This window comes from Serratia proteamaculans (assembly GCF_008830365.1).
GTDB lineage: Bacteria > Pseudomonadota > Gammaproteobacteria > Enterobacterales > Enterobacteriaceae > Serratia > Serratia proteamaculans.
Genome location: NZ_WBKI01000001.1, coordinates 315,194 through 328,892, shown reverse-complemented (window position 1 = coordinate 328,892; position 13,699 = coordinate 315,194). Strand labels below are relative to the sequence as shown.

Annotated in this window: 14 protein-coding genes; 4 read left to right on the top strand and 10 right to left on the bottom strand. The window is 54.2% G+C overall.

The annotated features are described in order from the left end of the window. Window positions 1-286: 286 nt before the first annotated feature. From F8R23_RS01615 to F8R23_RS01595, 4 genes are all read right to left on the bottom strand, one after another. Window positions 287-559, bottom strand: coding sequence for a hypothetical protein (locus F8R23_RS01615; RefSeq protein WP_099065575.1), 273 nt, complete (start codon window positions 557-559; stop codon window positions 287-289). A 73-nt stretch (window positions 560-632) separates the two neighbouring features. Then, window positions 633-1,526 carry an aromatic amino acid DMT transporter YddG gene (yddG, locus tag F8R23_RS01610; protein WP_129934893.1) on the bottom strand — a complete coding sequence of 298 codons (894 nt, stop codon included), beginning with the start codon at window positions 1,524-1,526 and terminating at the stop codon, window positions 633-635. Between the two features lie 91 nt (window positions 1,527-1,617). Beyond that, window positions 1,618-2,988 carry an APC family permease gene (locus F8R23_RS01605; protein WP_151415173.1) on the bottom strand — a complete coding sequence of 457 codons (1,371 nt, stop codon included), beginning with the start codon at window positions 2,986-2,988 and terminating at the stop codon, window positions 1,618-1,620. Window positions 2,989-3,305: 317 nt separating this feature from the next. After that, window positions 3,306-4,724, bottom strand: a complete 1,419-nt coding sequence (locus F8R23_RS01595) for a glutamine synthetase family protein (RefSeq protein ID WP_099065571.1) — start codon at window positions 4,722-4,724, stop codon at window positions 3,306-3,308. Between the two features lie 240 nt (window positions 4,725-4,964). Here F8R23_RS01595 and puuD point away from each other — a divergent pair, with 240 nt between their 5' ends. From puuD to F8R23_RS01575, 4 genes are read left to right on the top strand one after another with little or no spacing between them, the layout of a single operon-like run. Continuing rightward, window positions 4,965-5,726, top strand: a complete 762-nt coding sequence (gene puuD / locus F8R23_RS01590; RefSeq protein WP_129934896.1) for a gamma-glutamyl-gamma-aminobutyrate hydrolase — start codon at window positions 4,965-4,967, stop codon at window positions 5,724-5,726. Continuing rightward, on the top strand, window positions 5,723-6,280 hold the full coding sequence (gene puuR / locus F8R23_RS01585; RefSeq protein WP_112348318.1) for an HTH-type transcriptional regulator PuuR: 558 nt from the start codon (window positions 5,723-5,725) through the stop codon (window positions 6,278-6,280). The genes puuD and puuR overlap by 4 nt, the downstream gene beginning before the upstream one ends. 15 nt (window positions 6,281-6,295) lie before the next feature. Continuing rightward, entirely contained in the window at window positions 6,296-7,792 is a 1,497-nt protein-coding gene (gene puuC, locus F8R23_RS01580) for an aldehyde dehydrogenase PuuC (protein ID WP_151415171.1), read from the top strand. Window positions 7,793-7,803: 11 nt separating this feature from the next. After that, window positions 7,804-9,084 (top strand): NAD(P)/FAD-dependent oxidoreductase, encoded by a 1,281-nt coding sequence (locus tag F8R23_RS01575; protein ID WP_129934898.1) that lies wholly within the window; start codon window positions 7,804-7,806, stop codon window positions 9,082-9,084. A 47-nt stretch (window positions 9,085-9,131) separates the two neighbouring features. On the opposite strand, the gene budC is transcribed toward F8R23_RS01575, so the two are convergent. The 6 genes from budC to F8R23_RS01545 form a co-directional block, all read right to left on the bottom strand. Further along, the gene (gene budC / locus F8R23_RS01570) at window positions 9,132-9,887 is read right to left on the bottom strand and encodes a meso-2,3-butanediol dehydrogenase (RefSeq protein ID WP_099065568.1); all 756 of its coding nucleotides are present in this window, start codon (window positions 9,885-9,887) and stop codon (window positions 9,132-9,134) included. A 327-nt stretch (window positions 9,888-10,214) separates the two neighbouring features. Next, entirely contained in the window at window positions 10,215-10,643 is a 429-nt protein-coding gene (locus tag F8R23_RS01565; RefSeq protein WP_112348315.1) for a universal stress protein, read from the bottom strand. Between the two features lie 531 nt (window positions 10,644-11,174). Continuing rightward, window positions 11,175-11,387: a transcription antiterminator/RNA stability regulator CspE gene (gene cspE / locus F8R23_RS01560; protein ID WP_012006483.1), complete on the bottom strand. Its 213-nt coding sequence runs from the start codon at window positions 11,385-11,387 to the stop codon at window positions 11,175-11,177. Window positions 11,388-11,703: 316 nt separating this feature from the next. After that, entirely contained in the window at window positions 11,704-12,348 is a 645-nt protein-coding gene (locus F8R23_RS01555) for a Qnr family pentapeptide repeat protein (RefSeq protein WP_112348314.1), read from the bottom strand. Window positions 12,349-12,474: 126 nt separating this feature from the next. After that, a complete protein-coding gene (locus F8R23_RS01550; protein WP_129938738.1) occupies window positions 12,475-13,218 on the bottom strand; it encodes a DUF3658 domain-containing protein in 744 nt (247 codons plus the stop codon). A 182-nt stretch (window positions 13,219-13,400) separates the two neighbouring features. Beyond that, on the bottom strand, window positions 13,401-13,610 hold the full coding sequence (locus F8R23_RS01545) for a hypothetical protein (RefSeq protein ID WP_037422351.1): 210 nt from the start codon (window positions 13,608-13,610) through the stop codon (window positions 13,401-13,403). Window positions 13,611-13,699: the final 89 nt, after the last annotated feature.

The window sequence follows — 13,699 nt, the reverse complement described above, 5'->3', positions numbered from 1 at the left end:
CGCATTATAGAAATCACTGGGTGTAAGAATCTGTGATCCAGTTATGCATTTTGCGAATAGGTAATCGATTGCGTTCACATTTGTCAAATTATGTTTCATGCAAATTCACGATCGCTGTGATTTTTGTCATGCCCGGTGATTTTTAAAGCAGTTTTTGTGCCAATTGTGTGCAACATAAAAAAGTAACCGGGTCTGTCGCAGAAATGAAAATGCCGGCGTTTTTAGCACCGGCATTTGCTGGAAATGTGACTGAGGGAAACGGAGGATCGGAAACCCTGGCTGAGACTCAGCTAATCGAGGGGATCGCTTTGGCGATATTTTCCTTACGGAAGACCACTTCTTGACCCGGCTCGATTTCCCACTCTTTGGGTGGAATATCCACCTTGGGTGCGGCGGCGATTACCGAACCATAAATCAGCTTGTCTTCCCGGCGCAGAATACTGACATCAAGCTGGTATTCGTGGCGCAGATTGGCGGTGGTCAGGCGCACCGTATCACCGCGCATATAACTTGCATCATCAATCACAGGTTGCTGAATGAATTGGATATCGTCTCTCATTTTTTATGTTCCTTCATGCAAGATCGCTAGTTAGATTCTAGTTCAACATTGAGCAACCGGCGGATAATTTCCGTTAGTTTCCTCGGGTTGCCCGCCAACAGATTAACGATCCCAGGGTCACCATCACCACGCCCTGCCAGAAGCTGGCGTTCAATGCGGTATCCAGCACCAGCGCGGCAAACACCGCCGATAACACCGGGGTAAAGTAAGATACCGTCGCCAGCAGCGTCATATTACCGTGCAGAATACCCACGTTCCACGCCGCGTACCCCGCCCCCATCGCCATGCCGGCACACAGCAACGTCAGGGTAACCGGCAGGGTGAACTGCATGCTGCTTTCGCTGCTGAAGGCATATTTGATCCACAGCGCGACGGCGGTCAGCGTAATAAACAGCACCACGCCGTTATGGCCCTGGGCAATTTTCTTGGTCAGATTGCAATACACGGCCCAAATCACCGCCCCGGCGAAAGCCAACGAATAGCTCAGCGGATTGCTGTGCACGTTCGCCAGCATTTGTGCCGGTGACCAGCCGCCCTCGCCGCTCATGATCCAGCCAATGCCGAACAACGACAGCAGCAGTCCGGGCAGCAACCACCATTTGGCCTTTTGGCCGTTGAACGCCAGCGCCATCAGCACGGTAAAACAGGGCCAGAGATAATTGATCATCCCCACTTCAATCGCCTGCAGACGGGTATTGGCATAACCCAGCGACAGCGACAGGCAGATTTCATAGCTGACAAACAGCAGGCTGCCGAGGATCAGATAGGCACGCGGAAACTGTCGAAGGTTAGGCAGGCGCAGTGCCAACAGCAAAAAAACCGCGCTGACGCTGTAGATCATCGCCGCCCCGCCGATGGGCCCCAACCCTTCGCTGACGCTGCGGATCAGGCCGACCACGCTGCTCCACAGCAGGATCGCCAACAGACCGAGCAAGGTGGCTTTATACGAAACGGGGAGTGAAGACATAAAGATGATCCAATCGGTTATTTTTTATCAGTATTTTCACTCTACTGTCCGACGGAAAAAAAAGAAAGGCGGGAAACCCCGCCTGACTCAGTTATTGCTGTGGCTGTCGTTCTAACTGCGGCGGCGGCTGACGGAAGCGCCGGGTGAGATAAGCCAGGTAACCAAAGCCCATCGCCGCCCAGATCAACCCCATGGTCAGCGAGCTTTTTTCCAGGTTTAGCCAGAGCACGCCGACCGTCAGCGCCCCCACCAGCGGCAGGAACAGATAGTTAAAGCGGTCTTTCCAGCTTTTGTTACGCCCTTCGCGAATATAGAAATGGCTGATCACCGACAGGTTAACGAAGGTGAAAGCCACCAGCGCGCCAAAGTTGATCAACGCCGTAGCGGTGACCAGATCGAAAGACAGCGCAGACAATGCCACCAGCCCCACCATCAGCACGTTCAGTGATGGCGTGCGCCATTTCGGGTGGATATAGCCGAAATATTTTTCCGGGAACACGTTATCGCGCCCCATCACATACAACAGCCGTGAAACGCTGGCATGTGACGCCAGGCCCGACGCCAGGGTGTTGATAAAGGTGATACACAGGAAAATCGACTGGAACAGCTTGCCGCCCACGTACAGCGCGATTTCCGGCAGTGCCGCATCCGGCTGATGGAAACGTTGAATAGTTGGGAAAAACAGTTGGATAAAGAACGACACGCTGATGAAGATCACCCCGCCATACAGCGCCGTCAGGAAGATGGCCCGCGGGATCACCCTGGCGGCATCGGGTGTTTCTTCACACAGCGTGGTAACGGCGTCAAAACCGAGGAACGAGAAACACAAAATGGTGGCACCGGTGATAATCGGCAACAAATGCGCATTTTCACTGACGAACGGCTGCAGGCTCCACACCGTCCCCAGGCCTTCCCCGCTGTGCAGACCCCGCACTACCAGGAAGATAAACACCACGATGATCGCGACCTGGGCCAGCACGAACAGGGTATTGAAGTTGGCCACCAGATTGACGCTTTTCAGGTTGATGGCGGTAATAATGATCACAAAGCCCACCACCCAGACCCACGGCGGGACTTCAGGGAACAGCGCGGTCAGATAGATTTTCGCCAACAGGGTATTGATCATCGGCAGGAACAGGTAGTCGAGCAGCGACGACCAACCCACCAAAAAACCAACGTGCGGATTAATCGCCTTTTGTGCATAGGTGTAGGCAGAACCGGCGGTCGGGAACTGGCGCACCAGCTTACCGTAGCTGATAGCGGTAAACAGCACGCCGGCCAGCGCCAGCAAATAGGATGCCGGTACGTGCCCATCGGTCAGGCCGGACACAATACCGAAGGTGTCGAACACCGTCATCGGTGTCAGATAGGCCAGACCCATCATCACCACTTGCCACAGTTTCAGGGTTTTACGCAGTTGCGGCTTGGCCGCTTGATCACCGTCAGTCGCATTAATCGTCATGACTCTTCCCCTCTTCGTCCTCTGCTGGTAACCGTTTAACGTCATTCAGAGAGGCCGCGGGGATACTGCTGCTCAGGCGGCGGGAAGTCGAAGATAAAGACAAAAAATCTCGGCCAACGGATGGCCCGTATTCACTGCGGCACGGGCTGCTGCCCGCGCAAACTGAAGAAACAGTTAAGGCTGTCATGGTTCTTTCCTCGCCGACGTCCTGTACGTCAAAGTGGAAGAAATGCTTTACCGCTGCGCGTAGCTTCGCAGGCCACAGGATAGCCGGCGGAATGCGCCAGACGCGCGCGGTATCATGAGTTCGAGCGGGTTTAGGCGTTTTTCAGCATCCACTCGATTTCGGTTTCGGTGATCAGGCGCTCAAATTGCACCAACTCATCCGTTTTACAGGCCAGGTAAACATGACTGAACCTTTCCCCCAGCAGCGCATTCAGCACCGGCTGATGCTCAAATTCATACAGCGCATCGCTCTGACGGATCGGGAACGGCAGACCTTCCTGCTCCAGCCCGTTGCCGGTGACCGGCTCTTGCAGCGGCAGCGTGGTTTCCAGACCGTAGACGATGCCGGCCAGAATGGTCGCCATCACCAGGTAAGGGTTGGCATCGGCACCGGCCACGCGATACTCCACGCGATGGCTGTCGCGATCGCCACAGGGAATACGCAGCGCCACGGTACGGTTGTTATGGCCCCAGGACGCCTGAGTCGGTACGTACATGCCCGGCTGGAAGCGGCGGTAAGCATTAACGTTGGGTGCCAGCAGCGCAATAGAAGAAGGCATCAGGGCAATCATCCCGGCCAACGCCTGTTTCAGCAACACGGAATCTTCGCCGTCATCGTCGGCAAGGACGTTGTTACCCTGCCTGTCCAGCATGCTGATATGCACGTGCATGCCACTGCCGGCGTGTTCTTCGTAGGGCTTGGCCATAAAGGTGGCCTGCATGTTGTGATTTTCCGCCACCATGCGGATCAGCCGCTTTAATGCCAACGCATGGTCGCAGGCTTGCAGAACGTTATCGGTATGATGCAGGTTGACCTCAAACTGGCCGGGCGAGGCTTCGGCCACCGCTCCGTCTGCCGGCAGGCCCTGCATGCGAGCCAGTTCGTCAATTTCACTCAGCACGTCGGCAAAGTGGTTAAGGTTATCGACGGAGTACACCTGACTCTGGGTGTTACGCTCCTGGGTACCCGGCGAGCACGGTGGCTGCAAATAGCCTTCCGAATCGCGTTGGCGATCGATGAGATAGAACTCCAACTCTACCGCTACTACGGGGGATAGCCCGCGCTGACGCAAACGCTGCCAAACTCGGTTCAGCACATTGCGCGGTTCAACGTCAAAGGGAGTACCATCTTCATCCAGCATGGTGAGCAGGACCTGGCCGATATATTGTGGATCCGCCGCCGACGGCGTCAAGGTTCCCAAGACCGGCACACAGATATGATCCGGCTCACCCAGTTCCTGTCCCAGCCCGGCCTCTTCAACCACGTTACCGAGAATATCCATCGCAAACACCGACGCCGGGAAGTAACAGCCCTTCTCCAGCTTGCTCAGCCCGCCCACCGGAATGCGCTTGCCACGGAAGCTGCCGTTAAGATCGGTCAGCAGAACATCAACGTGCTGAGTTAATGGATAACACTCCAGGTACTTCTTCACTTCACGTTGGAACGCGCTACTTCGCTTTTCTTCGTGGTGCTGAACAAAGTTTTCCACTTCTACTATGTTGGTCTGCATGATTCACCCGCCATGTATGTTTTTTGTCTGTGGTTCTCACACTTATTGCCGTCGATGTTTTTTGACCATCTTGCTCAATATAATGTCCACCAATGAAACATAGATGCAACAAAATTGTTTTGCAAGTGTTACTTTGAGTTTGAATATTGCCCATTTGACTGCTAGATTTATAAAATATTGAACGAAAACGGCAGTGGAGAAGCTTATCGTTCATAATTTCGAACATACCAAGGGGACAGCATGGGCAATATATTTAACAGACCAGTGGTCGGCGTAGTGATGTGCAGGTATAGGTTAAACGGGCATCTCACTCAGACCTTGCAAGAAAAGTACCTAAATGCCGTCGTGGCCGCGGGAGGGTTGCCAATCGCCCTGCCGCACGCGCTGGCGGAACCCAAACTGCTGGAAGAATTGCTGGAACACCTCGACGGTATTCTGCTGCCGGGCAGCCCCAGTAATGTGCAGCCGCACCTTTATGGTGAAAACGGCGATGAGCCTGACGCCGATCCTGGGCGAGATGAATTGAGCCTGGCGCTGATCCGCCACACGCTCGACAGGCGCATTCCCCTTTTCGCCATTTGCCGAGGTATGCAGGAAATGGTGGTCGCCAGCCAGGGCACCCTTCACCGTCGACTGTTTGAACTGCCCGAACTGCTCGAACACCGTGAAGATCACGACCTGCCGCTGGAACAACAATACGCCCCCGCCCACGAGGTCATCGTTCAGGAAGGCGGCTTACTCTCGCAACTGATACCAGATTGCAACCGATTCTGGGTCAACTCACTGCATGGCCAGGGAGCAAAAACCCTCGGCCCCGACGTACGCATCGAGGCTCACGCTGCCGACGGATTGGTGGAATCCATCAGTCTGCGCGACCAGCCCTTTGCGCTGGGTGTGCAATGGCACCCGGAATGGAACAGTGAAGAGTACGCCCTGTCGCGCCTGTTGTTTGAGGGGTTCATTAGCGCCTGCCGGAACTATCAAAAGGAAAAACGCCCATGAGCAATGTCAGCTTGGCACCGGGAAAACGTCTGTCGCAAATCCGCCAGCAGTTGGGATTATCGCAGCGCCGAGCGGCCGAACTGTCTGGATTAACCCACAGCGCCATCAGCACCATCGAACAGGACAAGGTCAGTCCGGCCATCAGTACCTTGCAAAAGCTGCTGACGGTGTACGGGCTGTCACTGTCGGCGTTTTTCGCCGAGCCGGAAATCCCGGATGAACCGCAGATTGTTATCGACAGCCAGGATCTGATCGAGATTGGCAGCCAGGGGGTGTCGATGAAATTGATCCACAACGGCGACCCCAATCGCACCCTGGCGATGATGATCGAAACCTATGAACCGGGTACCACCACCGGCGAACGTATCAAGCATCAGGGGGAAGAGATCGGCACCCTGTTGGAAGGCGAAGTGGTACTGCAGGTCAACGGGCAGGTTTATCACCTGCTGGCCGGCCAAAGCTACGCCATCAACACCGGCATTCCCCACAGTTTCAGCAACACGTCGGCGCGGATTTGCCGGATTATCAGCGCCCATACGCCGACGACATTCTGATCAACGGAGCAAGGTATGGACTTCCACCATCTGCAGTATTGGCAACACCGGGCGCAAGCCCTGAAAATTGAGAACCAACTGTTTATCAATGGCCGCTATCAGCAGGCCGTAGAAGGCCAAACCTTTGCCGTGGAGGATCCCGCCGGGCAACGTGAGTTGACCCAGGTGGCCCGGGCCAGCAGCGTCGACATCGATTTGGCGGTCAATGCGGCGCGTGAAGTGTTTGAGCGCGGCGACTGGTCCAGAGCCACCCCGGCGCAGCGCAAGGCCACTTTGCTGAAGTTGGCAGAATTGATGGAACAACACCATGAAGAGCTGGCGTTGTTGGAAACGCTGGATACCGGCAAACCGATCCGCCACAGCCTGCGGGACGATGTGCCCGGCGCTATCCGTTGCCTGCGCTGGTATGCCGAAGCGGTCGATAAGGTTTATGGCGAAATCGCCCCCACCGGTGGCGATGTACTGGCGTTGATCGAACGCGAACCTATTGGTGTGGTCGGTGCCATCGTGCCCTGGAATTTCCCACTGTTATTGGCCTGCTGGAAGCTCGGCCCGGCGCTGGCCACCGGTAACAGTGTGATCCTGAAACCCTCTGAAAAATCCCCGTTGACTGCGATCTATCTGGGCAAGCTGGCGCAACTGGCCGGGCTGCCGGACGGCGTACTGAATATTGTCCCCGGCTACGGTCACGATGCCGGTAAGGCGCTGGCGCTGCATAACGATGTCGACGCCCTGACCTTTACCGGATCCACCCAGGTCGCCAGGCAACTGATGATCTACGCCGGTCAATCCAATATGAAACGGGTGTGGCTGGAGGCCGGTGGCAAGAGCGCCAATATTATCTTTGCCGACTGCCCGGATCTGGACAAGGCCGCACAGAGCGCCGCCGCCGGCATTTTCTATAACCAGGGACAGGTGTGCATCGCCGGTACCCGGTTGTTGGTGGAGGAGAGCATTCAGCAGGAATTCTTACTGGCGCTGAAGCGGCATGCGGCAGCCTTCACGCCGGGCGATCCGCTCGATCCGACGACGGTGATGGGCACCCTGATCGACCAGGGCCACTGCGAGAAAGTGGCCGACTATATCGAGCAGGGCCTGAGCCAGGGTGCCGCGCTGTTCCTGGACGGCCGCGAGCACCCACAGAACGGCCATGTCGGCTACCTGGGCCCGACCATTCTGACCCAGGTAGATAATGCCATGAGCGTTGCGCGTGATGAAATTTTTGGCCCGGTGCTTGCAGTCACCAGTTTTCGCGGCGAACAACAGGCCATGCAGTTGGCTAACGACAGCGACTACGGATTGGGCGCCGCCATCTGGACCCGCGACCTGTCGCGTGCTCACCGGTTAGCTCGCCAGTTAAAAGCCGGCACGGTGTTCGTCAATAATTACAACGACGGGGATATGACGGTCCCATTCGGCGGTTACAAGCAAAGCGGCAACGGACGCGACAAATCGCTGCACGCACTGGAAAAATTCACCGAACTGAAAACCACCTGGATTTCGCTGGAATAAGGGCAGATATCATGACTGAACACGTAAAAAGCTATTATGCGGCCTCGGCCAACAGCCACGCGCCCTACCCGCAGTTGAATGAATCTATCGAATGCGACGTCTGCATCGTCGGCGGCGGCTACACCGGTCTGTCTTCGGCGCTGTTCCTGGTGGAAGCCGGTTACAACGTAGTGGTGCTGGAGTCCGCACGCATCGGCTTTGGCGCCAGCGGCCGCAACGGTGGCCAACTGGTGAACTCCTACAGCCGCGACATCGACGTGATTGAACAGCGCTACGGTGCTGAAAGCGCCCGTATACTCGGTGGCATGATGTTTGAGGGTGCAGAGATCATTCGCAGCCGTATCCAAAGGTACGCCATCGAATGTGACTATCGCCCCGGCGGTATCTTCGCCGCCCTGAACAACCGGCAGTATCACGCGCTGATCGAACAAAAACAGCACTGGGAGCGTTATGGCAATACCCAGCTTGAACTGCTGGATGCTGAGCGCATCCGCCAGGAGGTCAACAGTGAGCGCTATGTCGGTGCGCTGCTGGATCACAGCGGTGGGCATATTCATCCTTTGAATCTGGCCCTCGGTGAAGCCGAAGCTATCCGTCTGCAAGGCGGGCGCATCTTCGAACAGTCGGCCGTCACTAATATCCGTCACGGCGAACCGGCCATCGTCAGCACGGTCAGCGGTCAGGTGAAGGCACGCTATGTGATCGTGGCCGGCAACGCCTATCTGGGTGATAAGCTGGAACCAAGACTGGCCAAGCGCAGCATGCCGTGCGGCACTCAGGTGGTGGCCACCGAACCGCTGGCACCGGAAGTGGCGCAGTCGCTAATCCCACAGGATTACTGCGTCGAAGACTGTAACTATTTGCTGGATTATTACCGCATCACCGGTGATAACCGCCTGCTGTACGGTGGCGGCGTGGTGTATGGTGCGCGCGACCCGGACGATATCGACAACCTGATCCGCCCCAAACTGCTGAAAACCTTCCCGCAGTTGAAAGGGGTGAATATCGACTACCGCTGGACCGGCAATTTCCTGCTGACGCTGTCGCGCATGCCTCAGTTCGGCCGCCTGGAGAATAACGTCTATTACATGCAGGGCTACAGCGGCCACGGCGTGACCTGTACTCATCTGGCAGGCAAGCTGATTGCGGAATTAATGCGAGGTGATGCGGAAAGATTCGATGCCTTTGCCAAACTGCCGCACCTGCCGTTCTTCGGCGGCCGCAATTTGCAAATTCCGTTTACCGCGATTGGCGCGGCCTACTACCAACTGCGCGATCGGATTGGGGTATAAAGCACGCAGGCCCGGCGTTTAGCTTCGCCGGGCCTGCAGGTTAATGCTTAAACAATCTTCGGTTGGCCATCTGAGGCGGTCGCCCCACCATCCACCGGGATGTTGGCACCGTTGATAAAGCTGGCGTCGTCACTGGCCAGGAATGCCATCACCGCCGCCACTTCTTCCGGCTCTGCCGCACGCCCCAGCGCAATACGCTCATTGAACTTGTCGCGAATTTCCTGCGGCCAGCCGTTGGTCATATTGGTTTTCACCAGGCTTGGGCACACCGAGTTCACCCGCACGCCGTCACCGCCGTGATCGAGCGCCATGGCACGTGTCAGGTTTACCACTGCCCCTTTTGCCGCACAGTAATAGGCTGCGCCCCAGTCGCCTCCCAGGCCAGAGACCGAAGCGGTGTTAACGATGCAGCCTTTGGTTTTTAGCAGATAAGGCATAGCGAATTTGGAACAGAAGATCACGCCGTCGATGTCTACCCCGGCGATGCGACGCCAGTCAGCCACGCTGGTTTCCAACACGCTGCCCGCCACGTGTACGCCGGCATTGTTCAGCAGCACGTCGATGCGGCCCAGTTTTTCAGCCACTTCATTCATCATTTTCTCAACCGCAATGGGGTCAGAAACGTCGATATGCACCGCCAACGCCTTGCCTTTCGGCAGAGAGGCCGCCACTTTGTCTACCGCCTCTTTCGCCCAGTCAGCCAGCACCACGGTAGCGCCTTCAGCGGAAAACCGACGCGCTGCCGCTTCCCCCATCCCGTTACCTGCGCCGGTGATGATGACCACTTTATTGTCGAAACGCATAAGAACTCCTCCATGTGAATGTATTTTTATAAGTCATACAAATCCTGATTGAATTGAGGATAAAACTCATGGGCAGAGAGGGACAGTCAAAACGTGCGGTTTACTAATCAAAAAGAGTTATTCACTGCAAATTCAATACGTCAGAACAATTAATATCGGAATTAGGCCAACCATTTGATGAGATTGATAAAATCCTCTGGCGTGACTATTTATCGGCCGTACTATCAGCCATCAATAAGTTCAGTCACGGCCCTATACCGCCGTTTACCGATAAGCAGTGGTTATTAAAAAAATCGGGCCGCTGAGCGACAGCGGCCCTGGGCTGGCTTATTTTTTATCAATCGGAACCACCAGCAGATCGACCTGCAGGTGATTGATCGCCTGCCGTGCCGACGATACCCACCGACTCCAGATATCGTGATGGTGGCCGAAGAGGATCAGGTCGCAACCCTTTTCCTTAGCCGCCCGGTTTAGTTCTTCCATCAGATCACCACGCCCAATAATCACTTCTTCAACCGGATAAGACGAGTGGTCTTTGATGGCATTGAGCATATTTTTCACGCGTTCAGAAAAAGTGCGATCCGTGTAGTTGTATTCACCCACGCCCAGTTCGGCGTAATAGCCAGTATGATGAATATCGATATAGATCAGAGATAATCGAGCATTCAGCGCCCCAGCCAGTTTGGCGCCTTTGCCCAGCAGGAACTCGGCATCTTCGCCAAGATCGGTTGCGACCAGGATATGTTGATAAGTCATGATAACTGCCCTCCGCCTCGAGCCAGTAAACAGGATGACGCTCCCTGCCAGGCGCTGCTCGCCTATTTCTTAGGCAATTTAAGTTTAGTTCAGAGGTGAAATTATCGCTCATCGACACCATCGTTCCTCTGATAGCACTATTCCCCTTGTCAACAGACCCGTTTCGTTTCGGGTCTGTTGGGCTGCGGGCATAAAAAAACCCCGGCACAGGCCAGGGTCCTCAATGTTTGTCGGTCACTTTCCCGACTGTCATGTTATGGCGTAAGCGTCCGTCCAACACTCCAACCTTACGCAGCCTAAGCACAACTTTTTCACAACAGAAAAATAGATTGAATCACTGCCGTTATTATTATTACGACGCCAATCGTTTTTTCTGTTGCCAATAACTATTGCTATTGGAATATTCTGAATATAAATATTTTAGATAAACTCCGGGTAATCCCGGAGTTTATTCAGGTAATTCTTTTATTTCTTATCTGCTCCGGTTTACACCTTCTTCGCTATCGTAAGAAATAAAACACTACCTATAAATTATAAAACTACTACGTTGCCGGCAGAAGGACCCTTCTGACCGTTTTCAATAGTGAATTCAACGCGCTGACCTTCATCAAGCGTTTTGAAATCATTGCTCTGGATAGCAGAGAAGTGCACGAACACGTCTTTGCTGCCGTCAGCCGGAGAGATAAAGCCAAAACCTTTACCTGCATCAAACCATTTTACCAAACCAGTCATTTTAGTAGACATAGATATTTCCTTTATATTTTTGAGACGCCATAAGGCGATTGAGGTCTGTTTTTATTGGAAACTTACTTGGGCACTAGAGAAGGAAATTCGCGGAAGAAGAGGTATCTATGGGATATCACTAATACTGAGAACTGCTTTACTAAAACTGCTTTCATAAGGTCTGTACTACAAACCGATGACGTTATTTATACACGAGGAAATTATTTAAGCAAGGAATATTTATTATAATATTTATACACACCATTTATTATTTATCCGCCGCAACGCCCTTAGCCGCACCCTGTAAGGGCCTGACGGCCCCATGGTGCAAAAAAGCTTAACCGATAACCGCAATTCCCAGCCGTTCCATCATTTGAAACACCTGATAGCTGTCCAGCTTAACGCCTTGCAGATCGGTGCTGCGCAGATCCAGCTCACCCAATTCCGAGTTGGTCAAATCACAATGGGTAAAGTTGGCGGCACGCCAGTCAAACGAGGAAAACTCACCACCGGACAGATCGGAGCCGCTAAACGTCGCGCCGAGGATCTGCGCGCTGTTCCAACGATTTTCCCACAGCTCGCACTTCTCCAGTACCACTTTCGAAAAGTTGGCATAGCTCAGGTTGCTTTTGGTGATGTAAGCGCTGCAAAACCAGGTACGTGGGGTGATCATATTCATAAAACTGGTGCCGCGAAAGTCTGCGCCCTGTGCCCGGCACTCACGGATTTCGATACCTAACGCGCTGGCGTTTCTGAAGTCCGCCATCGAGAGGTCACAGTTTTTGAAGCTGGCATCTTTCAATAAGGCACGGCTGAAATTACCGCCCTGTTGGCTCTCGCGGTCATAAAACTGACAGTCGATAAATTCGGTCCCCGTCAGGTCGGTGCCCGAAAAATCGCAGTTGATAAAGCTGCCGTTTTCAATTTTTTCGCCGGTAAACCGGTTACGAGCAATCTTTTCACCATCCAACTTCAGCGTCATCGCACCACACCTGTTTATTTATACAGTCAGTGCGGCATTATAAGCAGATCTGCTGACCAGTGAAAAACGTTTTGCCTGGTTTTTCCGGTGCACAGCACAAAAAACACAACGAGAGGAAAGTGAGGCTTAAACCTGCCGCACCTGAAGGCGGTTCATGTTTACCCCGCCAGTCTGCGCCTGCAACACTCCCTGTTCAATTAACGCGTACAGGCGGAAATTCAAAAAGGTGTCGTCCACCGAATAGGGAGTATTCACCATGGCGTTTCCCACCACCCTGGAGCCCTGGGTATACTCGCTCGGGCAATGTTCCAGCAGCAGCGGATCGTAGTAATCCAACGCTTTCCCCTGCACTTCTCCCTGGGTAAAAATCCTCACGGGTGCTGTGTCCGCCAACAACCGCCGCCAGTCTTCTATGAGCGCCACTTTATCTTCTTGAGTCAATTCACGCCGACGGATCCACAGCGGCTCCAACATTTCAGCCGGACACCAGTTGGTACTCATCCGCCCGGTGTGTTCGGTGACGTTAACCACAAAGACCTGCCGCTCGCCGATCAGCGGCAACAGCGCGCGCAACATCAATTGCTCATCGGGATTGTCGCCAACCCACAGGGTCACCTGACCGCTTACCGCGGCCAACTGTATTTTCAGGTTTTCCATCGCCGTCAGGCGCTGTACGGAAGTGTCCCACTCCGGCGCGTAAACCGAATGGTGCAGATCGCGAAACCAGCGGGAGCGGGCCTGCAGAGCCCGATCGTCATCCAGTGCGTACAGCGGCCCAAATGACAGATTATCGGTGAAATCCAGTACGTTCTCTCCCGGGTAAGCCAACCGCACGCAGCCGCCCGACAGGGCAATATGCACATCCTTCATTAACGCTCTCCTCCGCCTGTTCCCTAAAATAATCCTGAGGTGAATTTTGCCAACTTTCTCCCGCGGTCACTAGACAAAAAATCCTAATTTGTCCGGTTGAATGGCATAAAAAAACCGCCCTGGTGAAGTGTCCAATAAATGGGGTTCACTTCACTGGGGCGGTTGACTATCGGTAGCGGAATTTATTTCAACGCTTCCTGGATCGCGTCAGCCATCGGGCCAATGTGTTTTTCAGCGGCTTTCAGCTGAAAATCCACGCCGTTACCGTCGTTGGTATCGGACAGCGTGGCCTTGATCAGCTCCAGCGCCGCTTGCACCGCCACCAGTCTTTTATGTTGCTCATCCGTGATCGGTTTGGAGCTCATCGTGGCCGGGTAGTATTGCTCTAACATCGTTCTCTCCTTGTGATTAGGCTAGTGGCTAACTTAACAGAATTTAAAGATATTTCTAATGGATCGAGCCACAGAATCCATATTCTCTG

Bases quoted from the DNA above. Each gene is read 5' to 3' on its own strand.
- F8R23_RS01615 (WP_099065575.1), bottom strand. From the start codon at position 559: ATGAGAGACGATATCCAATTCATTCAGCAACCTGTGATTGATGATGCA.
- yddG (WP_129934893.1), bottom strand. From the start codon at position 1,526: ATGTCTTCACTCCCCGTTTCGTATAAAGCCACCTTGCTCGGTCTGTTG.
- F8R23_RS01605 (WP_151415173.1), bottom strand. From the start codon at position 2,988: ATGACGATTAATGCGACTGACGGTGATCAAGCGGCCAAGCCGCAACTG.
- F8R23_RS01595 (WP_099065571.1), bottom strand. From the start codon at position 4,724: ATGCAGACCAACATAGTAGAAGTGGAAAACTTTGTTCAGCACCACGAA.
- puuD (WP_129934896.1), top strand. From the start codon at position 4,965: ATGGGCAATATATTTAACAGACCAGTGGTCGGCGTAGTGATGTGCAGG.
- puuR (WP_112348318.1), top strand. From the start codon at position 5,723: ATGAGCAATGTCAGCTTGGCACCGGGAAAACGTCTGTCGCAAATCCGC.
- puuC (WP_151415171.1), top strand. From the start codon at position 6,296: ATGGACTTCCACCATCTGCAGTATTGGCAACACCGGGCGCAAGCCCTG.
- F8R23_RS01575 (WP_129934898.1), top strand. From the start codon at position 7,804: ATGACTGAACACGTAAAAAGCTATTATGCGGCCTCGGCCAACAGCCAC.
- budC (WP_099065568.1), bottom strand. From the start codon at position 9,887: ATGCGTTTCGACAATAAAGTGGTCATCATCACCGGCGCAGGTAACGGG.
- F8R23_RS01565 (WP_112348315.1), bottom strand. From the start codon at position 10,643: ATGACTTATCAACATATCCTGGTCGCAACCGATCTTGGCGAAGATGCC.
- cspE (WP_012006483.1), bottom strand. From the start codon at position 11,387: ATGTCTACTAAAATGACTGGTTTGGTAAAATGGTTTGATGCAGGTAAA.
- F8R23_RS01555 (WP_112348314.1), bottom strand. From the start codon at position 12,348: ATGACGCTGAAGTTGGATGGTGAAAAGATTGCTCGTAACCGGTTTACC.
- F8R23_RS01550 (WP_129938738.1), bottom strand. From the start codon at position 13,218: ATGAAGGATGTGCATATTGCCCTGTCGGGCGGCTGCGTGCGGTTGGCT.
- F8R23_RS01545 (WP_037422351.1), bottom strand. From the start codon at position 13,610: ATGTTAGAGCAATACTACCCGGCCACGATGAGCTCCAAACCGATCACG.